Here is a 26,181-nt window from a genome sequence, read left to right on the forward strand (position 1 = left end):
GTTGCCTAAGTTAACTGTGTTTTGTTGTTTCATGTTTTTCATAATGTTTAGAATATGTCCCTTTCTTAATAGGACGAACATGCGCGTTTGATACGAAAATTATGGGGCTTTTGAGGGGTCGGTTTTGGCTAAGTCGTTATAGCAAAAGGGATAAAAAATTTTTAAAAAATGGGTTTTTGGGATGTAGGTAGCAACGTTTTTGATTGAAGTACCCTGCTCAATCGCCGCGGGGGGCTATTTATTTTTTACGTTTTTTTTAAGAAAGCTGCGCCGAGGCCGAGCAGTAAAACCGTCGCCGGTTCAGGAGCCCCAATTACCCGGATGTTATCTACTGCACAACCCGGTATATTGGTGAAATCGCTGTCATCCCGTAAACTGAACCTGATACTTTCTATTATATCCGGAGGTTCCGGATAAGCCTGGGAAGTGTGAAAAAACTGTCCTGTCCATAAGTGATTTGAATTAGAATAGATGCTCCATAAGTTGTTCTCCATGTTAACAGTCACCGACATTGAGACCGTCTGTCCAAAATCAAAGGACCCAATTATATCGCCGTATGTTAAGTAACCATTTTCCAGAATGTTGCCGTAGGAATTCAAATCAAGCCTGACTACACTTGGCGTATCAAACAATACAACAAAGTTGTCATAAGCTCCTGCCATGAAGTTTTCCATGTATACATCGAAATCTAACCGGTAAACGGGATAATGCTCAGTAAATTCCAAGTCGAGTTTGAATTGTGAGTATCGCAGAAATCCTGAGTCTTCTGGTATTAATTCGACTGGCTGCTGCGTCAGGCTGCCGAATGAATTTCTTACAATCTGGTCGCCGAATATACTTTCAGTCGGAGTATTACGCGGCGGAGGACTATCTCCAGTGGTCATTTGTGAACCTACAGTGTGTGCAGGTGAGGAAAAATCAATATTATATATAGTATCGGCTTTTGTGAAAACCGGCAGGAATAATAAGAAAAGTGCCAGCAGCAAAAATAAAGTATTTCTTTTCATCTCTCTTCTCCTTCTCTCTTACCCTTTGTCCCCAGTCAAGGGCGTATTTTAGTATATGCTTTACAGCCGGATAGTCAAGGAAAAACAGGGCGGAATTTGGTCTTAACCTACTGCGAGATTGATTGAAAAAAGATGGCGAACAAGTAAAGTAAGCTGCTCTGGATGATAGATCTAATCCGAAGGTTGTGTGTATTCGACGTTTTTAATAAAACTATCTGCTTTCGACGCAAAAAACGGCATTTTGCTTCGCCAAAAGGTTTTATTCTCCTCGGATAGTGTATTATCGCTCGCAAGAACATCCTCGACGATGTTGGCGATATTACCCAAAATTCCTTTGAAGATTAACTGGTCCTGCTGAGCCATTGCCGCCACCTGCAACTGCTGTTTAGGAGGTGTGTTTTCAATCCTAATCGTTAATGCTTTGCCCCATTTGTCTGTTTTGCCCCATTTTGTCGTATCTGAGATTCCGCTGCCTTCACGCATTCCTATTTCAAAACGGGACTTTCTCAATCTGTATCCGAGCTTGAATTCGAAAGAAGAGACAGGCAGGTGATTGCCATCATAAGATGGTTTCAGCAGTTGAATGCTAAGCTGGTTGTAATTGTCCGATCTGATATTAGCATTAAGTTTAACCTTTTCATAAGCGAACAGATTTGGGTCGATTTCACTAAAGTGATTTTTTGCGATTGAGAGCTGTCTAACGTAATTCCGCCATCCCGGAGCGGTGTTATGATAGGGGCGGTTATTGAGAACCTCTTTGACGAAATAACCTGCTCTGGTTAATACTTCATCGCCTTTGTCCAAGTCGTTGTAATCAACAACAACCAGCGACGGCTCCCAGTAAGCCGAGTAGGCAAAAAATATCCAGCCGATACCAAGCTTTTGGGCGAAATCAACCAGAGGGACCGCATATTCCCTATTTTTGTTCGTAGACTGGCTTGAATCCTCCTGTCCCAACTGTTCATATTCAACGTATCCCCACTCTCCTATTATTACGGGGAAACGCCTGGCAAGCTGGTCTATCGTTGTTTTCCAGTTCATGCAACTTGGATTTTTGCAATCGTTATATGCGTGCACTTCATAAATGATATTTTTTCGCTTAACAGGATTGCTTAATACTCCAGAGAGGTCGTGAGACCAATGAACGCCTGAAACTAATGTAATCGCCTCCGGATTAACTGAATTAATAACATCAGTTAATTTCTCGGCAACAGGCTTCCATTCATCCCATGTAATGTAAGCCGGCTCGTTGAAACTGTCGTATAACACCCATCTGCATTTTTTGTATCGTGTTACAATTGTTTTCAATGCTTCCATAGCAAGGGGCAGGTTTGGGTCACAGGTCGGCGCTTCAGTCTTATTATTCAAAGGATTCCCGTGGGCGTGCCAGCCCACGACGACGTACATTCCATTTTCTCCTGTTGCCCTGACTATTTCATCTACATATTTCGACAGGTAATCAGGATTTTCACGCCATTTCAGAGGGTGAATAGGCAGGCGAATTACATTTGCATTCCAGTTGCGGCGGATGTATTTGACAACGGACGCATCATACTTGTCATTGTTCCACAAGTTGCTATCTGCGAACCAGACCCCTCTTAGTATTATATCATTGCCGTTTGCATCGAGGATTCTATTTTTTTCGGTATGCAGAGTGGGCGGGGCATTTGAGCCGTCAAAAACGGGTTGTTTGGAATCGACGTGTTCGGCAGCATAAGATACAGTGCCAAAAGTGAGATTGACGCATAATATAAGTATAGATAATGGTTTCATACGGACTTTTCTCGCAGACTTTTCAAGACATCTGTGCACCTGGTGCACAAGTCGGGGTATTTGCCGTCGGCTCCGACGGTCGACCAATAGTTCCAGCATCGCTGGCATTTTTGATGGGGGCTTTTCTGTGCGGAGACGGTTGTTTCAGTTGCGCCTTTATCGAGTTTGACCTCACTGACAATGCAAAGGGCTGTGAAATTTTTCACGCCGAACTGTTCGATAGCGGCGGCATCATCGTTATTACAGCGGATTGTAACGGACGATTCCTGATTGCTGCCGATAATTTTGTCCTTGCGGAGCGGCTCAAGTGCGAGAAGGACTTTATCACGCAGGTCCATAAGTTTTTGCCATTTTGGCTCATCTTTTTGCCAGTCGATAGAATCATCGACTTTCGGCATTTCAGCGAGATGTATGGTTTCGGTTTTCCCCAACACCATCCAGACTTCTTCTGCGGTATGCACCAAGATTGGTGCGAGCATACGAATAAGAGAATCGAGGATTTTATACATAGCAGTCTGTGCGCTGCGGCGAGAGAGACTATCGGTGGCGTCGCAATACATTCTATCCTTGAGCAAATCCATATAGATACTGCTCATCTCGACCGTGCAGAAGTTATGGATAAGCGAAAAGACCTTGTGAAAGACAAACTCCTCGTAAGAAGCCATAACTTCGGCGATAAGCTTTTGCAATTGCTGCATAGCCCATTTATCGATTTCGAACATATCGTTATAGGCGACGCTCATTTTGTCCGGATTGAAATCGTCGATATTGCCGAGCAGATAACGCAGCGTATTTCTGATTTTCCTGTAGGCATCCTGTGTCCTGCCGATAAGCTCATCATTGCAGCGGACGTCTTCCTGATAATTTACGCTGGCTACCCACAGGCGGAGGATGTCGGAACCATATTTTTTCACCTCATCCTGAGCGTTGACGTAATTACCCAGGGATTTCGACTGCTTCATTCCCTTTTCGTCAACGGTAAAGCCATGCGTTAAAACGCTTTTGAACGGCGCTTTGCCTGTCGCGCCGAGGGCGGGCAGAAGCGACAACTGAAACCAGCCGCGGTGCTGGTCGGAGCCTTCGAGATAGAGGTCAACCGGCACAGGCCAGCCCCTTTTCTGAGCTGCGCTGTACCAACTGCAGCCGGACTCGAACCAGACGTCGAAGATGTTTTCTTCCTTCTGCAAGTCATCGAAATTGAAACCGGCCGGCAGTTGGAAATCGTCTCCGAGAAGTTCGCGAGGCGAATCGGTGAACCAGCAGTTCGAGCCCTTTTCGCAGACGCGTTTGGCAACCGCCAGCACGGATTCTTTGGTCAAAAGGGCATCGCCATTAGAATTTACGAAGACGGGAATAGGCAGTCCCCAGCTACGCTGTCTGCTGATGCACCAGTCAGGGCGGGATTCGAGCATACCTTCGATGCGTTTCTGGCCCCAGGCGGGAATCCATTTTACTTTGCCGGTGCTTTCCAACGCCAAATCGCGAAGGGTTTTGCCGGCAGGGGGCAATTCTTTATCGACGCTGATAAACCACTGCTCGGTAGCCCTGAATATGACCGGGCCTTTGCTTCGCCAGCAATGGGGATAGCTGTGCGTGATTGCGCCCTGAGCGTAAAGCAGGCCTTTTTTGCGAAGGTCGTCATTTACGAGGGTATCTACCTCGAGGACATTTCGGCCTCGCAGATGCTCGGGGGCGGTGTCGTCGTAACAGCCGTTGTCCAATACCGGCGAATAGATTGCCAAGCCGTATTTCTGTCCTGATATATAGTCTTCAAGGCCGTGGCCGGGGGCGGTATGAACTATTCCCGTTCCGTCTTCGGTTGTAACGTATTCGGCGAGGATGACCATATAGGCGTCTTTATCAGTCGGATTACTCTTCACAAACGGATGCACATAGCGCAAGCCCTCGAGGGCTGCACCTTTGACTGACTTATCGCTGATAATATATTCGCCTTCATTCAGCTTGCCAGCCGCTATCGCAGCGGCAAGTCTCTCGGCGCACAAGATTGAGATGAATTTACAGCCGTTGACCTCGTAGGTTAGAGTTTTGTATTCGAGGTTGGGATGGACGGCAACAGCGAGGTTGGCCGCCAGCGTCCAAGGGGTGGTTGTCCAAATCATAAAGCAGACTTTGGCGCTGCTATCATTAACTAAACCGAACTTAACCAGCTGCTCGATACTGTCTTTGGCGACAGGGAAATTCACGAAGATGCTCGGCGAAGAGATGTCTTTATATTCAAGCTCGGCTTCGGCAAGGGCGGTCTCGCAGCCAATCGACCAGTGGATGGGTTTTAGCTGTTTGCGAACCAGACCCTTATCGACTAATTCGGCGAAGACTTCCAAAATGCCCGCTTCATACGCAGGGACGAATGTGAGGTATGGATTTTCGAAATCGCCGAAGACGCCTAATTCCTGGAACTGCCTGCCCTGGAGTTTGACATATTTGCTCGCGTATTGCTTGCAGAGCTTGCGGATTTCGAGCTTGTCTATGTTTTTCGCCTTTTCGCCGAGCTCGGTAAAGACCTTTGCCTCGATGGGCAGGCCGTGACAATCCCAACCGGGGATGTAGGGGGCGTCGAAGCCGGCCATAGTCTTGAACTTAACGACAAAATCCTTGAGGACCTTGTTTATAACGTGCCCCATATGGATATCGCCGTTGGCATAGGGCGGGCCATCGTGGAGGGTGTATAAAGGGGCTCCGCGGCGAGCTTCTCTTGTTTTGGCGTAGATATCTTCCTTCGCCCATTCTTTGCGCAATTGCGGCTCACGCTGGGTAAGATTGGCTTTCATCGCAAAGCTGGTCTTAGGCAGGTTCAACGTATCACGGTAAGTTTTACTGTTCTCATCCGGCATCTAAAAATCCTCAAAAACAAATGCATAGCGAATCGAATATAGTAAAATCGCCAAAGCAGACTGTCAAGAATATCTCTTTATCTCCAACAAGAACAGGGTTGTTATTTTTCACAGAATCGGGTAGTATTTCCGCGATAAATGAGCCGCAAGAGCACTAAAAAAGCAGTGACAGTCAGTCAGCCCAAGAGGTATAGCTGGGTGTGGGTGATGCTTTTGGCGGTTGTAATATTGACCTCGGCGGTCCGCGTCCGGCTTCGGGACGTTCCGCTGGAACGCGACGAAGGCGAATATGCATATGCGGGCCAGCTTATACTGCAGGGCGTTCCCCCGTATTCTCAGGTTTATAATATGAAAATGCCCGGCATCTATGCGGCCTACGCCCTGATTTTGGCTGTTTTCGGCCAGACTATCAGCGGTATTCACCTGGGCTTGGCCGTTGTCAATGCAGCCACTATTTTACTGATGTTTATTCTGGCCAGAAAATTCTTAGACCCTCCCGCGGCTTTAGTCGCTGCGGCGGTCTTTGCAATACTATCGCTGGGACTAAGAGTTTTTGGCTTCACCGCCAATTCCGAACATTTCGTTATCTTTTTCGCAGTTGGAGGTATTTTGTTATTGGTGCATGCCGTTGAGCGTCAGAAGCGGATGGCGCTGTTTGGCGGGAGCGTGCTGGTTGGAATTGCGTTTCTTATGAAACAGCACGGTGCTGCTTTCATTGTCTTTGCGGGACTGTATCTTTTGTTTAGTGAATTACGCAGACCACCATTTGTTTGGAAAAAGTCAGCAACTACGGGTATTCTTTTTATGGCTGGTGTTTTGCTTCCTTTTGCGGTGACTTGCCTTATTCTCAAACAGGCGGGTGTGTTTGGGAAATTCTGGTTCTGGACTTTTGTTTATGCACCAAAGTATGTTTCGTCGATAGAATTCAAGTTGGGAATGCAGAACCTGAGAGACAGAACGACCGAAATTTTCCAGTCGACTGTTTTGATTTGGATTCTTGCAGGTGTTGGGTTAACCGCTTTGTTTTGGAATAAGAAGATTAAAAGCCACCGTATATTCATAGGAGGGTTTTTGGTTTTCTCGTTTTTGTCTATCTGCCCAGGTCTTTATTTTCGTGAGCATTATTTTATTCTTTTGCTCCCGGCTGCGGCCTTATTGGTGGGTGCGGGTGCTGCTTCCATCATCGATGTCTTCAGCCGCAGGGGGGCGAGGATGGTGCCTGTTTTATTGTTGCTGGCTGTGCTGCTTTCTGCCGTTTATCAGCAAAGGAAATTCTTTTTTGTTATGAGTCCAGTTGCGGTCTCGCGTTTCGTTTATGGCTTGAATCCATTTCCGGAGTCTCTGGAGATTGCCCGCTACTTAAGGGGGAACTCATCCGAGAATGACCGAATCGCCGTTATCGGCTCGGAACCGCAAATTTATTTTTATGCAGACAGACGTTCCGCCACGGGCCACATTTACACCTATGCGCTGATGGAAAACCACAGTTATGCCCGCCAAATGCAGGAGGAAATGATAAGAGAAATTGAAAAAGCCAGCCCTGAATTTATGGTATTCGTAAACGTCCCTACTTCCTGGCTCGCCATGCCGGAGTCAGAACAAATGATTTTGGACTGGTTTTGGCAATACCAGAGAAGGTATTACCAACTGGTCGGCGTAATCGATATTATGGGCAATGATAATATTTTATACCGCTGGGGTAAAGATGCCTCCACATATTCACCGAGGTCGATATGCTGGCTTGCTGTTTACCAACGTGCCAATCGCGAGTATTGAATTATGAATGTAATCAAGATATTGTCACTTAAAACCGATAACTCTAATACGCACGATTTAGAACTTTGTTATAATACCGAGAGTTAAAGTATTATGTTTAAAGACAAAAAAGTTATTGTTGTGATGCCGGCCTACAATGCAGCCCAAACCCTGCAACAGACCTACAATGAAGTTATGAGTCAAGGCGTGGTCGATGAGGTTATTGTTGTCGATGATGCCAGCCACGACGAGACCGCCGATATCGCAAAATCTCTGCCGAACACGGTAGTTCACGTCCATCCTCAAAATCAAGGATACGGCGCCAACCAGAAAACCTGCTATAAGCTCGCCCTGGAGCGAAACGCTGATATAGTCATTATGGTCCATCCAGATTATCAATACACTCCCAAGTTAATACCCGCGATGGCCTCTATAATCGGGAACGGCCTTTATCCTTGTGTGCTCGGGTCGAGAATACTTGGGGGATACGCCTTAAAAGGCAAAATGCCGCTCTGGAGATATGTTTCAAATCGCTTGCTGACTCTTGTAGAAAATATTTTCACCGGTGCAAAGCTCTCGGAATACCATACCGGCTACAGGGCTTTCTCTCGCCTGCTTCTTCAACAGCTGCCCTTCGAAGTCGATTCTGACGATTTTGTTTTTGATAACCAGATGCTGGCTCAAGTTCTCTGGTATGGTCATACAATTGCAGAGGTGAGCTGCCCGACCAAATATCAGGCAGATTCTTCCTCGATTAACTTTAGCAGGAGTATCAAGTATGGTTTCGGATGTCTGCGAACCGCTCTTACTTTCCGGCTTGCAAAAATGCGTCTGGTCAAATCGAAGCTGTTTCCGAGGTAATGGATAATCCTCACAAAAAATATTGGTCCATCTATATTTGTCTGGTTTTGACACTTATTACCACGGTGGTCTTTTGTCAAGTCCGCTCTTATGATTTTATTAATTACGACGACCCAGTTTACATTTATGATAACCTACACATTCAAAACGGCATCACACCTGAAACCATCAGATGGGCCTTCACAACTGGTTATTACGCTAACTGGTATCCCTTGACGTGGCTTTCACATATGCTGGACTGGCAGCTTTTCGGGGCCAAGGCGGGGGGACATCATCTCACTAACCTTATTTTTCATATCGTAAACACACTGCTTTTATTCATTGTTCTAAAACAGATGACGCAGAAGCTCTGGCCAAGCGCGTTTGTGGCGGCCTTGTTCGCCCTTCATCCCCTTCATGTCGAATCAGTTGCCTGGGTCGCCGAGCGCAAGGATGTCCTGAGCGCATTCTTCTGGATGCTCACGATGTGGGCGTACCTGCGATATGTCAAACATCCGGTCACCGGCCGTTACCTGCTGACGCTGTTAGCCTTTGCCATGGGGCTTATGGCAAAGCCTATGTTAGTGACAATACCATTTGTATTACTGCTGCTGGACTATTGGCCTCTTGCCCGTGTATCATTGTCATCCGAACGGCAGGCAATCTATCGTCTGATTCGGGAAAAAGTTCCTTTCTTTGTTCTTTCGGTGATTTCAAGCGTTGTTACTTTTTTTGTGCAGCGAAGCAGCGGAACAGTAGCAGAGCTTGTTCGTATTTCTTTAAAAATTCGTATTTTTAACGCTCTTGTCTCTTATGTGGAATACATCGAGAAAATGATATGGCCTGCTCATCTGGCGGTTTTTTATCCGCACGCCGGCCGTAACATGCCGATTTTAAATGTTATAATATCTGCCGCTCTTCTGGCGGCCGCAACAATTCTCATACTTCGGTCTTCCCGAAACCATCGCTACCTGTTCACAGGCTGGTTTTGGTATCTTGGGACGCTTGTGCCTGTTATAGGTCTTGTCCAAGTCGGTCAACAGGCTCTTGCTGACCGCTATACCTACATTCCTCTAATAGGTGTGTTTATCATCATTGCCTGGGGTGTGCCGGAACTGCTGGCGGGAAGGCGGTATGAAAAAATCACACTTACCATATCGGGGCTGCTGGTTATTTTGACTATGTCGATATGTACCCATTTTCAGCTTCGCTATTGGCGAAACAGTCTAACTCTATTTCAGCATGCTCTTGATGTAACCGGCGGCAATTATACAGCGTACATTCACACGGCGGATTTTCTCTGCGAGCGGAACAAGCTCGACGAGGCCATCGCGGAGTATCGAAAATGTCTTCAGATGATACCTGACGACACAATTGCACTTAATAATCTCGGTATTGCACTCGGCAAACAAGGTAAGTTTGAAGAAGCCATCAAATGCTTTACCGAAGCCCTTCGGATAAAACCTGATGCGGCTGCCCATACTAATGCAGGTCATGTCCTGGCCCTTCAAGGCAATCTTGATGAGGCTTTAGTACATCTTGCCGAAGCACTCCGGCTTAACCCTAACTATGCCCAAGCACACTACTATCTCGGGCAGGTTTTGGCGCAAAGAGGAAAATACAGTGAAGCCATCACGCACTTTGAGGATACGCTGCGACTGAAGCCTGACTGGATTGAACCGATGAATAACCTTGCCTGGTTATTGGCCGCGAGCAGGGAAACTACAATTCATAATCCCGCCAAGGCGGTCGGACTTGCCCAACGAGCATGCGACCTCACTAACTACAGGAGTCCTGACTTGTTAGATACTTTGGCTGTGGCTTATGCTGCGGCAGGTGATTTCGGTAAGGCCGTAGATATCGCTGAAAAGGCCTTAGAATTATGCCAATCTTCCGGACAGGATGCGCTTAAAAAGGAGATAGAAAACCGGCTGGTTTTATATAGGGCGGGTAAAGCTTATATTGAAACTAAGTAGGTTGTTTCAAGTTACCCTTGACTCTAAACCGAACAACAAATTAGAATTAACAACCATAATGGATACTATATTGACCAAATACAGCAGCTTTTGGATTTGCCTAGCCTTGATGCTCATTACTACGGCGGTCTTTTGCCATGTTTGTAAATATGATTTTATTAATTACGATGACACCCACTATGTCTATGAAAACCCGAATATTCAAAACGGCATCACACCAAAAGCTATTAAATGGGCCTTCACCACCGGTTATGGCAGTAACTGGCACCCCCTGACATGGCTTTCACATATGCTGGACTGGCAGCTTTTCGGCTCCAAGGCAGGTGGACATCATCTCACTAACCTTATTTTTCATATCGTAAACACGCTACTTTTGTTTGTTGTTCTAAAGCAAATGACGCAAAAGCTCTGGCCAAGCGCGTTTGTGGCGGCCTTGTTCGCCCTTCACCCGCTTCACATCGAATCCGTTGCCTGGGTTGCTGAGCGTAAGGATGTTCTAAGTACTTTTTTCTGGATGCTAACGATGTGGGCGTATGTTCGATTTGTCCGCCGCCCGAAGATTGCCAGCTATTTACCGGTAATCGTATTTCTCGCTCTCGGCCTGATGTCAAAACCTATGCTGGTTACCCTGCCTTTTGTACTTTTGCTTTTAGATTATTGGCCTTTGGAGAGATTCAGCCTGAAACGCGGAAAAGCCGGCTCAAAATATTCGCTGTCCTATCTGCTTATCGAGAAAGTTCCGCTATTTGCGATGGTCGTCGCATCGAGTATAGTTACTTTCATCGTTCAGAGAAAGGGGGGAGCATTACAGGCAGGGGAGAATTACAGTTTTATTACCCGCCTGGCTAATGCCCTTATTTCTTATGTGCAATACATTATCAAGATGATTTTTCCTGTCGATTTGACCGTACTTTATCCTCATCCCGGCCAGAATGTATCGATTCCATACGCTGTGATGTCAGCTATTTTCTTGTTGGCCGTGACAATTATGATACTTCGATTTGCCAAGGAGCACCGATATTCTGTTGTAGGCTGGTTTTGGTATCTCGGGACACTTGTGCCGGTTGTTGGTCTTATCCAGGTTGGCACCCAGGCCAGGGCTGACCGCTACACATATATTCCTCTAACGGGCCTGTTTATCATTATTGCCTGGGGAGTGCCGGAACTGCTGGCAAAATGGCGGTATAAAAAAATCGCACTTACCTGGTCCGGGCTGCTGGTTATTTTGGCTATGTCGATATGTACTCATTTTCAGGTTCGCTATTGGCAAAATAGTCTAACATTGTTTCAGCACGCTCTTGATGTAACCAAGGACAATTATGTGGCACACTTTTGCATGGCAGGGCCTCTTCGCGAGCAGGGCAAACTGAATGAGACCATCTACCATTGTTCGGAGGCCGTTCGAATTAAACCTAACTATGACAAAGCCCTGCACTGTCTCGGCATTACTTTTTTTGAGGCTGGGAGAGTCGACGAGGCTATTCCCTGTTATAAAAAAGCGCTAGAAATAGACCCATCTTTTTTTAATGTAAACATTGGTCTCGCTCTTGCTTACGCAGCTAAAGGCGATTTTGCGGAGGCCATCCAGAACTATAAAATTGCGCTCGAAAAAACGGACACGAGCCGTGAACTGTTAAAACTCGGACGATTCGGAGAAGCCATCGCGGGGTATCGCAAAATCGTTTCGGCAACTCCCAGCAACCCCGATGTCCTCAACGAACTCGGCTATGCACTTGCGCACACCGGCAAATTTGACGAAGCCGCCGGATGTTTTGCCGAATCGCTGCGGCTTGACCCAAACTATGCCCAATCGCACTACTATCTCGGACAAGTTCTGGTACAAAGGGGAAAAATCAATGAAGCCATCATACACTTCGAGGATGCGCTTCGACTTAAGCCCGACTGGATTGAGCCGATGAATAACCTTGCCTGGTTATTGGCTGTAAATAAGGAAACCACAATTCATAATCCCACCAAGGCGGTCGGAGTTGCATGGCGAGCATGCGAACTTACTAATTATAGGAGACCTGACCTTTTGGATACCCTGGCCGCAGCTTATGCCGCGGCAGGGGATTTCAGCAAGGCTATAGAAACCGCTGAAAAGGCCTTGGGATTATGCCAATCCCCCGGACTGAACGCGCTCAAAAAGGAGATAGAAAGCCGGCTGGTCCTGTATAAGGCGGGCAAACCTTATATCGAAACTCGGTAGACCGTTTTCAGCTTGTTCTTGACTCTGCTTCGAACAACAAATAAAGTTGTCGCTAATGGCGAAAAAACTTTACATAATTGATGGTCACGCGCAAATTTATGCTGCTCATTATGCACAGATGCGCGAATTGACCAGTCCATCCGGTGAACCAACCAAGGCAACTTATATTTTCACCACTGTAATTTTGGGCCTTATACGTAACCATAAACCGGATATGCTCGTTGTGGCAATGGACAGCAAAGCCCCGACTTTCAGGGTGAAAATCTACTCCGATTATAAAGCCCATCGTCCGCCTATGCCGGACGATATGCCTGCGCAGATAGACCGTATCGAACATATACTTGCCGCGATGAAAATACCAATTCTGCGTGTCGATGGTTTCGAGGCCGATGACATAATCGGCACCCTTGCAAAAAAAGCCTCAAAAGACGGCATCGATACCTATATCTGCGCAAAAGATAAAGATATGTATCAGCTTGTCGATGACCACGTTTATATCTTCGATATGAAGAAAGGTGAAACTCTTGATGATGATACGCTGTTTGAGAAATATAAAATTCATCCTAAAGATTTCATCGATGTTTTGGCTTTACAGGGTGATTCTTCGGACAATATCCCTGGCGTACCGTTAATCGGAGAAATGAACGCTGTTAAGATGATTCAGCAATACGGTTCTCTCGACAAATTGTATAAACACGCCGATGAAATTAAGGGCAAACGGGGCGAAAATCTCCGCAATTTTAAAGAACAGGCCTATCTTAGCAAAGAGCTTGTGACTATCGATTGCAATGTGCCCTTCGAAATTGATTACAATGCTTTGTCTCTGAAAAAATTCGATGAAGCCAAACTTGGTCAGATTTTCACTGAGCTTGGTTTCAATCGCCTGCTTACACAGTTGGGTTTGCAGGGTTCTTCTGAAACTCAATCAGAGGCAGATGATACTTCAATAGTTACGTCTGATTTAGGTGAGCCGGAATCGGCTAAGACAATTCCGCACGATTACCAGTTAATAGATACTCAGGATAAGTTTGACGGTTTCGTAACCGAACTTAAGAAACAAAAACTGTTTGCCATTGATACTGAAACCACATCCATTAACGCTATGCGGGCCGACCTGGTCGGCATAAGTTTTTCCTGGCAGCCGCATAAAGCATATTATCTGCCTGTAAGGGCTTCGTTAGGCCAAAAGTGTCTCGATGCAGGTATGCTCCGTCAAAAACTCGCCCCGATACTTGAAGATGAAAACGTCAGGAAAATCGGCCAGAACATAAAATATGATTTGCTTGTCCTGAAAAATGCCCGACTGCCTGTAAAAGGGGTTTATTTTGATACGATGGTTGCCTCTTATTGCCTCGACCCTTTACGCAGCAGCCATTCGATGGATAATATGGCTGCCGATTTTTTGAATTACCGCTGTATCCCAATATCTTCGCTCATCGGTAAAGGCAGAAATCAGCGTACCTTTGATATGGTCGATACAGCTACAGCCTGTGAATACTCCGCCGAGGACGCCGACATAACTTTTCAGCTTTATGAATATCTGAAAAACCGCCTTGAAAAAGCCCCCCCGACAAAGAAACTGTTTGAAGAAGTGGAAATGCCCTTGGTCTCGGTCCTAACGGTTATGGAATACAACGGCATTTCGCTCGACACTAAGTTGCTGAAAAAAATGTCCGGCGAACTTGCCGCAACGCTCAAGACTCTTACCGACCGTATTTACGAATGTGCCGGCGCCGCTTTCAACATTGATTCTCCGAAGCAGCTTGCCGAAATCCTTTTTGATAAACTCGGCCTCGAATCTGTCAGGAGCGGCAAAGCCGGCCGCAGCACCGATGCGGACGTCCTTGGACAGCTTTCGGACCAGCATCCTGTTATCGAGCTTATTCTTCAATACCGCCAGATAAGCAAGCTGCAGAATACTTATGTCGATAAGCTAAGCCAGTTGATTAATCCACGCACCGGCCGAGTCCACGCCTCCTTTAACCAGACTATAACCGCGACGGGACGTCTCAGCTCCAGCGACCCCAATTTGCAAAACATTCCCATTCGCACCGAACTTGGCAGCAAAATTCGCTCCGCCTTTATTCCGGAGAGCAAAACCAGCTGCATCCTCAGCGCAGACTATTCCCAAATAGAGTTGCGCCTGCTGGCACATTTTTCGAAAGACCGTGCTCTTATGTCGGCTTTTGAGGCCGACCAGGACATTCACCGCTTCGTTGCCTCCCAGATTTATGGGGTGCCGATCGCAGAAGTAACCGACGAAATGCGCTCACACTGTAAGGCGGTCAATTTCGGTATAATTTACGGTCAGGGTGCGTTCGGATTATCCCGCTCGATAGGGATAAACCATGCCGATGCGAAAAGGTTTATTGATGACTATTTTGCCCGCTACAGTTCAATCCGCAAATTTATGGACGGTGTAATCGATGCAGCTAAACGCACCGGCTTTGCCGAAACGATTCTGCACCGCCGGCGAAGAATCTTAAACCTCGCCAGCAAAAATGCCAATAAACGCGCACAGGCCCAGCGATTTGCAATAAACACAGTGATTCAGGGTTCAGCCGCGGATTTAATAAAGGTTGCCATGATAAACATCCAGCGGAAAATCGAAGCTGAGCTCCCTGCGGTGAAGCTGATTCTGCAAATTCACGATGAGCTTGTTTTCGAGGTGCCCGCGGACGAGGCCGACAAACACGTAAAGTGGATCAGGCAAGAGATGACTACGGCATTGGAGCTTAGTGTCCCCCTGAAAGTTGATATAAGTTACGGCCCAACCTGGCTGAGTGATAAGTAGCGATGCCGGTTTGTATTATGTGGTTTGTATACGACCGATTATCGTGCAATCCAGCGATTTTATTAACTTAGTCAGGTTATCATCCGGCTCGGACGTATTTTTGGCGCAGATAAAAGCGGCCCGAGCGGCCAATATGATTTGCCTGCGGTCCAGGCTGTTTATCAAGGATGGTGCGTTTATCAGGATAAAGTCGAATTTATCCTCCGCCTTTTCCACTATCTCCGTTATATTCATCTGTCTCGATTGGGAAAAATAATGGCCTGGCCAGACCCACAAATTCTCAATTTCAGTTTGAACAGCTTTTGTGCTCAAATCGCTTTGCTCTGCGTCAAGCCCAAAGGCCTTGGCAACGGCGTCACGCTTAAGGTCAAGGTCTATAAGCAGACAGCGTTTTTTACTCTTGGCCAGCCCTATAGCCACATTAACAGGTATTGTTACCGGCAGCGATTCCGTTTCTGTCGAAGTAAATAAGATGCTCCTGCATTTTCTCTTAACTTGTCTTATCCGTTTGATAATAGGTTCGTAACTATCTTCAGCCGGTTTGTCACCGCCTTGACCATCACCTGTGAGATTAATGTCGATTGCTTTCTTGAATTTCTTTTTCCTCAAGAGATTCAGAGTCAGCACAAATAATATGATTACAACTACACCGGCGGCAAGGTATATAATCGCCTCACCTTTGGAATTTATTCCCAGTCTAGTCCAGATATTTTTCAGGGTATCAATCATTTTATAACCGCTGTTCGCCTGGGAAATTATCCCGGCATAGTTTTTCGATATCTTTTGCTACAATTTCCGCGATTATCTTGTCTTGCTCTGATAATAACGGTTTTGGCTGTTCAATAATATGGTCGTCTATCCGGGTCTCCGGCTTTAATCTTTGGATATCGGTTTTTTGGCCTGGGGCCTTTCTTTTTATGGCGATAATCTTTCGCTGCTCAGCCATAATCTCCTCAGCGAGGTCAAAAATCGGGATATCGGACGTTTCCTCTGATGGTTCTGCCTGTTCTTTCATCCCCGGCGGGGGGGGTATTTTTGCCGATATTTCCGCTGTATCAGATGGCCGGGCTGTCTCTATGGAGCTATCTTGAGCGACCGGGTTTTTGGGGGTGGTGTTGTTGTGCAGCGGCACTATATTGCGAGCGCGAAGGATATCCGCCTTGCATTGCAGAATGTCTATGTCAAATTGTTCGTTATTTCCAGCTTTGTTCACCACGGTAACCTCCTGTGACTTTATATTAGTTTAATCGGATTGCGGGTATTAATCAAGAACAAATTGCAGCGGCTGCTACTACCGCGGCGTTTGAGTTGAACTAAATTTCCCCCTTTTTTTTCGAAATGTCAGGCTTTTCAGTCAACATTTCACTCTCCTGATGTGCCTTTATAAAAAGATAAGGTAGCGTTTTTGCGTGGAGATTGGCATAGAGTAAAACGGTTGGCGGCTAATAGCCCCCCGAAGAAAAGCGTGCATAGCCAAACTTAAGTGCCCTAAGTATAGAATTGAAATCTAATTAGCAAAAGCTCTTGCTGATCGGGTTGAGCAAGAAACCGTGGAAAGTAGGTTGTTAAGGAGAAAAAATGGAAATGAAGGACAAAAGAACAAAAGTTGTAGTCTGTGTATTGGCATTAGCTGTTCTGTCAGGGATTTTGACCTTAGCTACAGCCGGCAATTTGGAACCAGACGCTCCGCCGGCACCAACGATGAAAACTCTCAATGAAATTTACGATGCCGTTTCTGGTGTCTCGCAAAGAGAGGGATGTTTGCAACAGGTTAATGTCGACGCCAGCAGCACTTATACTCTCTTCACAGTGCCAACAGGCAAGCGGTTTGTGTTATTGAATTTGACTTTTCGTTATGATTCGTCAAAAAGAAGAGCGTATCTAACTGTAAACGATAATTTTCTCACGGGATATCCTTATGTGAGGTCTTATACGGAGTCTATAACGAATTATATGCAGAGCTACGCAGATTTTCCAGATAGGTGTGTGGTTGTCAATGCGGGTGAGACATTGAAAGTTGTAAATGAAGAATCTGCCACCTTGAAAGCCATGATTGTCGGTTATTATTACAATATCCCGTAAATAATTGAGAATAACCTTGATTATGGCCGCAAGTTATAAGGGGATTTACAATGGACTGTAAGAATCCAATAGGGTTGGCATTGATGGCCGTTTTAGCATTGGGTTTTGCCTCCGCCTATGCGGAAAATATTGATCCTTACGAAGGCGACTCACAATATGCATACGGCGAAAATGCAGGCTGGCTTAATTTTGAGCCGAGCCAGGGGCCGGGCGTTACCGTAAGCAGGACGAAACTTACCGGCTACGTATGGGCGGAAAACATCGGCTGGATAAATCTATCACCTGCATCCTACGGCGGCGTGGTCAACGACGGTGCCGGCAATTTATCTGGTTATGCCTGGGGTGAGAATGTCGGCTGGATAAATTTCGGCCCTTCCTATGGCGGCGTAACCATTGACCTTGACGGCGACTTTGGCGGCTGGGCGTGGGGTGAGAATATCGGCTGGATTAACTTTAACTCCGCCGACCTCTACGGCTACAATGTAAAGGTGTGCAAGGTAAGCTTCGAGGACTTGGCGAAATTCGTCGATGAGTGGCTGCTAACTGGTGATCTGGATGCCGATTTGAACGGCGACGGTGAGGTTGATTTTACTGATTACAGTATACTCGCTGATTACTGGCTTGATTACTGCCCCGACGATTGGCCGCTTTGAGCGGGGCCCATTGAAAATTGCGTGAACTCGCTGAGGCTGAATTGTTCTATTAGTGAATGAATATCATCGATGGTAACGGCTTTTACAGCGTTAATATCATCTTCGATAGTGCGATACTGCTGTAAATATATCCAGTTGGCACCAAGGTCAATCAGCCGACCCATCGGCAGCTCATTCTTTATTACCAGCGCACTCAATATTTTATTTTTTGCTGTTTTCATTTCATTTTCGGTTACGCCGCTTTTGGATAGACTCTCGAAAATACTCTTTACCGTATCAAGCACTTTGCCGAGGTTTTCACTGCCGCAGTTGAAATAGCTGCAAAATACCCCTGTGCCGTCCATGGCCGCAAACTGCATTGATGCCTCTTCCGCCAGCGCCTTGTCGATCAGCTCCCAGAAGAATCTTGACCCGACATCATCGCCAATGATAGTCGCCAGCAGAGATGCGGCAAATCTTCTCTGGTCCTGGGCCGGAACCGCCGGGGACATCAGGCATATATGCTCGCGGGCCAGATTTGATTTTTCGATACGTTCCTTTTTTTTACTTCCGGCTGAGTCTTCCAGTGTTCTGGGAGCAGCCTGCTTTTGCCACTTTTCGCAGCCTCTTTCCACGGTACCGCAAATCTGCTCCCAATCGAAGTTACCTGCGACGGCAACAGCCATATTGTTCGGCGCATAGCGCCTTGAAAAGTAGTCCCGCATCTGTTGGGCCGTTAGATCGCTGATACTTTCCACAGTACCCAGGATGCTGTTACCGCACGGATGACCGCCGAAGTGCAGATGTCGGCATCTATCCAGCACGTCAAAGTTCGGCATATCCTTATACATCGCTATTTCTTCTTTAATTACGTTCTTCTCGATATTGAAGTCTGCATCTCTCAATGCAGGCCTCATCAGCTCTATCCATAACTTTGTCACCTCGCTCAGATATTCCGGTAAAACGGCTGCATAGAAAACAGTGTTTTCCTCTCCGGTAAAGGCATTGAACATAGCCCCAGTTCTATCGAACGCCTGGTTGACTTCGAAGGTGCTTAGTTTTTCAGTGCCTTTGAACAGCATATGTTCGAGGAAATGTGATACGCCGTTTATCTGTTGTGTCTCATCTCTTGAACCGGTTCTAACGAAGAAGCCGACCGCAGCCGACTTGGCAGATTTATTGACTTCGCCTATAACAGCCAGTCCATTTGCCAGTATTTTCTTCTTAAATTCCATATTCTGCTTTAATAGATTTTTATTTCTTTCGGCCCAATTGTTACTGCCGTAAAATCTTTGAAAGGGTTACGCCGCAAAAACCCTAAAATAGAATCGACTGTTGTTTGTTCTATTTTATTTTTAATCTCGTCCAGACTGCGGACCCTGCCAAGTATATAGTAATCGCCTCCTATACCGGCAGCCCTGCTGCCGGACGATTCGCTTTGCAGGACGAGAGTGCTCTTAAGCCCGACTTTGGCCCGTTCGATTTCTTCTTCGCTGATTCCAACGCCGAGCCGGTTGAACTGGTCTGTTATTACATCAAGAGTCTCCTGAGCCTTATCCGGCGTTGTACCTGCATAGCACATTATACCGGCCGCTTCTTTCAAGCTGTGATATTTTGCGGCTACTGCGTAGCAAAGGCCCCGCTTTTCCCTTACCTCTGTAAATAATCGTGCGCTCATCCCGCCCGAAAGGACCGATACCGCAACTCTGGCATTATAATAGTCTTCATCGGCAGGTTTGACTGTCTCGGTCATCAGGCCGATGTGCACTTGGGCGCCGTCATTGTGCAGATGCGTGTATTTGCCTGCCTTGTTTTGCTGTGGAATCACGTCTTGCTGCGACTGTTTTTTTACGTTAGAAAATAACCTTTCTATTTGCGCAACAACAGCATCAAAATCATATTTGCCTGCAACAGCGAAAATTGTCTGCGATAGAGTGAAGTTGTTCTTTATGATTCGCCTTGTTTTTTCGGCAGTGAGGGTCTTTAATTCTGCGATTTCGCCTAAGGCGCTGCGTCCCAAAGGATCCGGATAGAATTGTTCCCGCAGCTTTAACATAACTTTCTGGCGGGGGTCGTCGTCAAGGGCGTGCACCCCATCGATTGCTAATTGCCTTGCCAATTCAAATTGGTCTTCTTTCAGGCCGGCACGCAGTATTATATCAGCATATAGTTCTATCGCTTCAGCCAGATTCCCCGATTCCAAAACAGCACCGATGATTGTATGAGAGCTGCCGACCGAACTGGAGCGATGCAGGCCGAGGCCATCAAGCGCATCGCCAAGGCTTCTATTGTTTTTATCGCCTGCGCCTCTGAAAATCCAATCGGCAATAACACTTCCTGCTCCGCAGCAGCCGTCCGGAAATCTTGCAGCCCCCGCAGGAAGCATAAAATCGAACGCCACCGACCCGACTGCCTCCATCGGCTCACCAAGAACGACCATTCCGTTTTTTAAGATATGTTTATCGAGTCTTTCAGTCATTGATAGCTCTAATCTACCAGTAAGGGGAGATGTTTTCAAAGGAATGCTTCAAAAATTCTGATGCTAACAAATATTTATCGTTTCCATCTGCTTCAGGATACAAAATAAGACCAAGATGTCGATACTAGAATTGTTTCATTATTTTAAATAACTGAGAGTAATATTCCAATAGGTAAGGAACTAACTTTATTAAGAGATAAATGAACCAAGCTGTTATTATACCAACAAAAACTGTAACTGTAATCTTTGTATTTTTTTTATAACTCGGATGAAACCATACGAACGGCAGGGCAAACGGACCGACGAACAAAAAGGCAACTATAATATTGGCGGTGTTGAAATACCATTTCGTTTTAGACTTGCCGGCTCCTTTGAGAAACTCGCCGCAGAAGCGGCACTTTACCGCTTCATCCTGAATTTCTTCCGCACAAAACGGACACTTCTTCATTCTTATGCCACCGCAGCAGTTTCTTCGTCAACCTGGTCAAACCTGACGCTTATCTTCTTGCTCACTCCTCGCGTCTGCATCGTTATCCCGAACAGCACCTCTGCGATACTCATTGTGCGCTTGGAGTGGGTAATTACCACGAATTGTGATTCTTTCTGGAATTCCCGCAGCAGCATATTGAATCGCTCATTGTTTGCCTCATCCAGCGGGGCGTCAACCTCATCCAGGAAACAGAACGGAGACGGCTTCGATTTGAAAACCGAGAACAGCAGCGCAATCGCCGTCAATGCTTTTTCGCCGCCGCTGAGCAGTGATATGCTCATCGTCTCTTTGCCCGGCAGCCGGGCTATTATCTCTATCCCTGCATCGAGAATATCTTCGGTGTCTTCAAGCACTATATCGGCTTTGCCTCCGCCGAACAGCTTGCGGAAAACCTGCTGGAAGTTGCCCCTGATTTCCTCGAAAGTTTCTTTGAACCTTTCCCTGCTTTTCTTGTTAAGATGGCTTATCAATTGCTGCAGCTGGGCCTTGCTTTTGTTCAAATCCTCTACTTGAGTGCTTAAAAACTCATTTCGTTTGTCGAGGTCTTCCTGTTCAGCTATCGCGTCCACATTTACGTTGCCGAGCCGTTCAATCTTACCGCGAAGGTCGGTGATTTCTTCCCTTACCTTGTCCCAATCTACCTGGCTTTCCTTGTAATTCTCGTAGGCCTCGGCCAAATCAATCTGGAGCTCATCCCGGACTCTTTCAACAAGGTCTTCTCTCTTTACATCCAACTGGCTCAATTCTATTTTAACTCCGCCAATCGCTGACTCAACTTCGCTTTGCTCAGTCCTTTTCTGGCGAAGCAACTGTTCCGTTTGGGTTCGCTCTTCGAGCAGTTTTTCAATTTTTTCCTGAAGCAGGGTGCTGCTTTGCTGATTTTTCTCTTTTTCAACAAACAGCTCCGACACCGCTGATTCGCAGCTGAGGATATCTCTCTGGGATTCCAGGGATTGTGTACTGCAGCTTTGTATCTCTGTTTGTGCCGTTTCCACAGCTATCTGGTTTTCCTGCATCTGGTTTTGCAGGCTTGCAATCGTTTGTTTCGATGCCTTGATTTGTTCGGTAATCTGCCCCAGAGCGACCCTCAAATCCGCGAACTTGCCCGCTTGTGTTTGCTGCTCGGCTTTCCGCTCGGAGAATCTTGCCTCAAGCTCTTCTATGCGTTTTGTTCGCTGGCTGTCCACCGCCTCCAGTTCCTGCAATTTCTGTTTCGAGTCGTATTCTTTCTGTGCCGACTGGGCAATTTGCGCCTCCAGCAGACCGATTTCACCGGCTATCAGCGGCTGTTCTTCGCTCAGTCGTTTTATATCCTGCTCATAAACCGTCAGTTTCGAGATTGCCTGCATCTTTTCGGTATTGGCTTCATAAATAGCTGTCCGCAGCTCCCTGCATAATTTAGCCAGATGCTCGTTCGTATGAGTGTTTCTTTCTATTTGTCCCTCAATCTCTGCGATTTCCGCTTCGAGTTGGCCGATTGTGTCCTGCAGCTGGCGGAGCCGGCTCTTTCGCGATATCAAGCCTGTGGCTTTTCCCAAAGGTCCGAGCTTTATCACGCCGTCGGCGCCTAAAAATTCGCCCCTTAGAGTAACGAATTTGTAATCACCGCCAATGCTCCCGGCCAGTTCAATCGCGGCATCAATCGAGTCAACTACTATCGTTTTACCCAACAGTTTCCAAGCCAATGGTGCATATTTGCTATCGCCTTTCACGAACTCGGCAAGCCTACCCTTTACATGCTCGAATTTCGACAAATCCTTTTTATCTACAAACGGCTCTATTTTATCCGTGCATATAAAATTCACCCTGCCTTCGAGATCCTCGATTGTTTCTTTATCGGCCAACAGTTTGCTTGTGCTGCTGATTACGAGAGCGTCGGTTCGGCCCTCAAGCGCAGCCTCAACAGCGTTTGCATATTCGACGTCGGCTGCTATGGCCTCTGCCAATATTCCTTCCACGTAATCGAATTTAGGACGGCTTTGCAGTATGTTTTTAATCGCGTTATTAAGGCCTTCGCGCCTTGCCTCCATATCCGCCAATATCGACAATTCGCTGTTCAGTGCGCTTCGCGTCTCTTTGCTTTGTGCCAATCGCTTACTCTCTGTTGCAATCAAGCTGTTGACTTCTTCTGTCTCTTTATGCTTGGAGTCCAGACTTTGCTGCAATTCGCCCAGCACTTTCTCTATATCGCCCAGACGGGCGGCGTGCTGCGCTTTTTCCGTTAAGAGTTTTTCAAGCTCTGCCCGGCTGGTCTCTGCACGGCCGGACAAACGGTCTTTCTGGCTGGATAGATTGCTGCGATAAGCACCGATGCTCTGCACCTCGTTATGAAGCTGTGCCGTCCTCCTGACTATATCTATAATACCTGATTTTTCGTCTTCCAAATCAGCATCGAGGGACGCGCATTCAGCGTCTATTTCCTGAAGGACTTTTTGAAGCTGTTCAGCTTCCAGTTTTTTGCTCTCGAACATTTCTTCGCCGTTTGCAAGCTCGACCCCGTATTGTCTCAAATCGTTATCGAAAAGATTTTTCTGCTCCTGCAGCTTTTCGATTCTTTTCTCAGCTTCTTCTTTTCTCTGCTTCAGTTCCGCGATTCTGGTTCGCAAGAATTCAATTCGCTGCAAGTTCTGCTCGATTTTGCTTTGTACGGCGACAAGGCAGTTCCCCGTGCGGCTTAACTCGTTCTCTGTTTCTATTATTTTTTGGCCTAATTCGCTCATTAGAGCGTCATTTTGGGCCACTTTTGCGACAACACCGGCAAGCCTGTCTTCAAGATGTTCAAGGCCAGATTTTTTCTCTGCGCTCTGAGCACGGTTCTTTGCGTATTCAGACAACGAATAATTCACCTGCAGCTCTTTGAGCCTCCCACAGTATTCCAGGTAGTTTCTTGCTTTGCCTGCCTGATACTTTATGCTTCGAAGCTGCTTTTGTACCTCGGCTAAAATATCCGCAAGCCGCAGCAGGTTTTGTTCGGTATATTCCAGTTTGCGAAGGGCCTCTTTTTTATGAGCCCTGTATTTGCTTATACCGGCTGCTTCTTCGAATATAGCCCTTCTGTCTGTTTTCGAAGCATTTAACAGCTGCCCAACCTGTCCCTGCTCAATAATCGAGTAGGCCTTGACCCCAACGCCGGTGTCCATAAACAATTCGCGGATGTCTTTAAGCCGGCAGATTTTATTGTTTATACGGTATTCGCTTTCGCCGCTCTTATAAATCCTGCGTGTAATCTGCACCTCGTCGGTGTCGATTGGCAATTGCCTGCTCCCTGTTCCATTTGGATTCGAGAGAAACAGGCTTACTTCCGCCGTCCCTGCGGGTTTTCTGCTGCTGCTGCCGCTGAATATCACATCCGCCATTTGCTCGCTTCGAAGGCTCTTGACACTTTGTTCGCCGAGCACCCATTTTACCGCATCGACGACATTGCTTTTGCCACAGCCGTTGGGGCCGACAATGGCGGTTATTGGTGCATCGAAGGTCAATTCAACCTTGTCGGCGAAGCTTTTAAACCCGTTGAGGACGATTTTTTCAAGTCTCATCTATATTCCCTACTCTTAGTTATGATAACTGATATTACGCGGCATACCCGCTACAGCCGGATAGATACCACTATTATTATCGGCTGATGACCTATTTTCTCTTGATAATTAGGTCGATTTTAGGCAGGGGCCCAGCCTGAAACTCCGCTTCCACCGCGCCTTTGTCACACATCTGTTTCAAAAGGGCGATTGCTTCAGTATATGAGACATTTAATCCTCGACGATCTTCTTTGGCCTTTTTTAGCGGTTCTTCGCACAGTGTTTGGATAATGTCGCCAAGTTCAAATGAGCTTTTTAGCTGCATCATTACATTGGGCCGTTTGGGGTGTTTGCGGATTATTGAGACATATTTCTGACCTGCAGGGGCGTTTATTGTAATACTGCCGTCCTCCGACTGGATAAAGATATCGTCACGGCAGTATATCGGAGCACCGAACAGCACAATTCGGGGCTGACCGCTCCGGTAAACGAAAATGCCCTTGTATTCGGTTTGTGAGATTTGCTCAAGGTAAAAATTACGCGCAATCAGCGTTTGCCTTATTATAAGGTCGTCTAATTTTCTTAAGTTTTCATATGCCGCCAATGTGATATTGGGGTCGTTGTCCCGCAGTACTTTTCGCGCTATCGCAATCGCATCGTTCCGTTTCGCCGATGTAGTAATCGCCTCCAAAGCCTCGACCCGATAAGCTGAATCTTTGTTCAATGCTATTTCTCGAAGGGTATTCAGACCGTCATCACTGCCCAGATTGAGCATGCATCTGGCTGTTCTTAGACGTACCTGCTCCTGAGATGAATTCAGAAGGGCGGCCAGCTTGCTGAGGCTTTCGTTTCCGATGGCTTCTAGAGCTGTCTCAGCTGTGTACTTGTCTTTAGAAACAGCAAGCTTTTGGATGAACGTGCTTATTCTTTCCCTGGTAGCTTCCGGAGTCTCCGAAAGGTATATCGCCTTGACTATCGAAACGAATCTTTGTTTTTGTTTTTTGTATGCAGCAGGTACTTTTAATTCAACCTGGCTGGCGGAGACCGCTCTGGCTGCTCCGTAACCAAAACGCCCGTTTAGTTTGCTGCAAATAAGGCTTGCGATTCTTAAATCAGGCTGACTAAGCCCCATATTTATCTCGTATTCGTTGAGGACCCTGCCGCCAGCCATGATATAGACGTTTTTTTTATTTGTTTTGCCGGGACTTAAGGTATCTACAAAGACCGGTCCTTTCGCCGTAGCCAAAGGTTTCATAGCTACACCAAACCCTCCTATTGCCTTAAGCTCAGCGCCATACAGCCACCCGCCTTCCAGAGAGGTTGTTTGTGTGCCGGGCAGAGCAGATACACTTACATCGAAGTATTGGTTTTTCGGAACTGCCGTCGGCATAATCCCCTGCACTAATACCACCGCCGTATCGGGACTATTAATAAGCTCATCAACGTTCACCTTTTCCTCATCCAATTGCTTCAGGATATATTGCTTGAGATATTCTCTAATTTGGGCCGGACATTCACTTGAACCTGTTCCACTTAGTCCGCCGACCAGACCGTATCCCTCGACGGGGATTGGGTCAAAGGGGAATACCTCCGCCAGCGACCCTATTGTAGCACCCAAATCTATTTTTGCTGCTGGTTCATTTGGTTCTTTAACAGTTTGGGCCGGCCTGCCGCAGCCGTTTATAAAAAAAACAATAAACAGTATGCTTATTAAGTAAGCCGGTTTTAGATAGTTACTATTCATTTGGCACCTAAAAAGAACTAAACTTGTCGCCCG

At 46.6% G+C, this 26,181-nt stretch carries 17 protein-coding genes; 7 read left to right on the plus strand and 10 right to left on the minus strand.

What is annotated here, in order from left to right; genetic code table 11:
• Window positions 1-245: 245 nt before the first annotated feature.
• The 3 genes from PHG53_08490 to ileS form a co-directional block, all read right to left on the minus strand.
• Entirely contained in the window at window positions 246-1,007 is a 762-nt protein-coding gene (locus PHG53_08490) for a PEP-CTERM sorting domain-containing protein (protein ID MDD5381655.1), read from the minus strand.
• Window positions 1,008-1,178: 171 nt separating this feature from the next.
• Window positions 1,179-2,780: a glycoside hydrolase family 5 protein gene (locus PHG53_08495; protein MDD5381656.1), complete on the minus strand. Its 1,602-nt coding sequence runs from the start codon at window positions 2,778-2,780 to the stop codon at window positions 1,179-1,181.
• Window positions 2,777-5,632: an isoleucine--tRNA ligase gene (ileS, locus tag PHG53_08500; GenBank protein ID MDD5381657.1), complete on the minus strand. Its 2,856-nt coding sequence runs from the start codon at window positions 5,630-5,632 to the stop codon at window positions 2,777-2,779. The genes PHG53_08495 and ileS overlap by 4 nt, the downstream gene beginning before the upstream one ends.
• 138 nt (window positions 5,633-5,770) lie before the next feature.
• On the opposite strand from ileS, the gene PHG53_08505 reads away from it, so the two are divergent.
• From PHG53_08505 to polA, 5 genes are all read left to right on the plus strand, one after another.
• The gene (locus tag PHG53_08505; GenBank protein ID MDD5381658.1) at window positions 5,771-7,408 is read left to right on the plus strand and encodes a glycosyltransferase family 39 protein; all 1,638 of its coding nucleotides are present in this window, start codon (window positions 5,771-5,773) and stop codon (window positions 7,406-7,408) included.
• A gap of 93 nt (window positions 7,409-7,501) precedes the next feature.
• Window positions 7,502-8,248, plus strand: coding sequence for a glycosyltransferase family 2 protein (locus PHG53_08510; GenBank protein MDD5381659.1), 747 nt, complete (start codon window positions 7,502-7,504; stop codon window positions 8,246-8,248).
• Window positions 8,248-10,203 (plus strand): tetratricopeptide repeat protein, encoded by a 1,956-nt coding sequence (locus tag PHG53_08515; GenBank protein ID MDD5381660.1) that lies wholly within the window; start codon window positions 8,248-8,250, stop codon window positions 10,201-10,203. The genes PHG53_08510 and PHG53_08515 overlap by 1 nt, the downstream gene beginning before the upstream one ends.
• Window positions 10,204-10,261: 58 nt before the next feature.
• A complete protein-coding gene (locus PHG53_08520; protein MDD5381661.1) occupies window positions 10,262-12,412 on the plus strand; it encodes a tetratricopeptide repeat protein in 2,151 nt (716 codons plus the stop codon).
• A gap of 55 nt (window positions 12,413-12,467) precedes the next feature.
• On the plus strand, window positions 12,468-15,206 hold the full coding sequence (polA, locus tag PHG53_08525) for a DNA polymerase I (GenBank protein MDD5381662.1): 2,739 nt from the start codon (window positions 12,468-12,470) through the stop codon (window positions 15,204-15,206).
• Window positions 15,207-15,221: 15 nt separating this feature from the next.
• Here the strand turns inward: polA and PHG53_08530 are convergent, their stop codons facing one another.
• Window positions 15,222-15,935: a hypothetical protein gene (locus PHG53_08530; protein ID MDD5381663.1), complete on the minus strand. Its 714-nt coding sequence runs from the start codon at window positions 15,933-15,935 to the stop codon at window positions 15,222-15,224.
• 1 nt (window position 15,936) lies between these two features.
• A complete protein-coding gene (locus PHG53_08535; protein ID MDD5381664.1) occupies window positions 15,937-16,419 on the minus strand; it encodes a hypothetical protein in 483 nt (160 codons plus the stop codon).
• Between the two features lie 365 nt (window positions 16,420-16,784).
• On the opposite strand from PHG53_08535, the gene PHG53_08540 reads away from it, so the two are divergent.
• The gene (locus tag PHG53_08540; GenBank protein MDD5381665.1) at window positions 16,785-17,288 is read left to right on the plus strand and encodes a hypothetical protein; all 504 of its coding nucleotides are present in this window, start codon (window positions 16,785-16,787) and stop codon (window positions 17,286-17,288) included.
• 50 nt (window positions 17,289-17,338) lie between these two features.
• The gene (locus PHG53_08545) at window positions 17,339-17,941 is read left to right on the plus strand and encodes a hypothetical protein (GenBank protein ID MDD5381666.1); all 603 of its coding nucleotides are present in this window, start codon (window positions 17,339-17,341) and stop codon (window positions 17,939-17,941) included.
• On the opposite strand, the gene PHG53_08550 is transcribed toward PHG53_08545, so the two are convergent.
• The 5 genes from PHG53_08550 to PHG53_08570 form a co-directional block, all read right to left on the minus strand.
• Window positions 17,914-19,155: a pitrilysin family protein gene (locus PHG53_08550; GenBank protein MDD5381667.1), complete on the minus strand. Its 1,242-nt coding sequence runs from the start codon at window positions 19,153-19,155 to the stop codon at window positions 17,914-17,916. The genes PHG53_08545 and PHG53_08550 overlap by 28 nt on opposite strands.
• A gap of 8 nt (window positions 19,156-19,163) precedes the next feature.
• On the minus strand, window positions 19,164-20,399 hold the full coding sequence (locus tag PHG53_08555; GenBank protein MDD5381668.1) for a pitrilysin family protein: 1,236 nt from the start codon (window positions 20,397-20,399) through the stop codon (window positions 19,164-19,166).
• A gap of 124 nt (window positions 20,400-20,523) precedes the next feature.
• Window positions 20,524-20,847, minus strand: coding sequence for a zinc ribbon domain-containing protein (locus PHG53_08560; GenBank protein MDD5381669.1), 324 nt, complete (start codon window positions 20,845-20,847; stop codon window positions 20,524-20,526).
• A gap of 2 nt (window positions 20,848-20,849) precedes the next feature.
• Window positions 20,850-24,425 carry a chromosome segregation protein SMC gene (smc, locus tag PHG53_08565; protein ID MDD5381670.1) on the minus strand — a complete coding sequence of 1,192 codons (3,576 nt, stop codon included), beginning with the start codon at window positions 24,423-24,425 and terminating at the stop codon, window positions 20,850-20,852.
• A gap of 91 nt (window positions 24,426-24,516) precedes the next feature.
• Window positions 24,517-26,148 carry a flagellar basal body P-ring protein FlgI gene (locus tag PHG53_08570; protein ID MDD5381671.1) on the minus strand — a complete coding sequence of 544 codons (1,632 nt, stop codon included), beginning with the start codon at window positions 26,146-26,148 and terminating at the stop codon, window positions 24,517-24,519.
• Window positions 26,149-26,181 lie beyond the last annotated feature (33 nt).

The organism is Phycisphaerae bacterium, from assembly GCA_028714855.1.
Lineage (GTDB): Bacteria > Planctomycetota > Phycisphaerae > Sedimentisphaerales > Anaerobacaceae > CAIYOL01.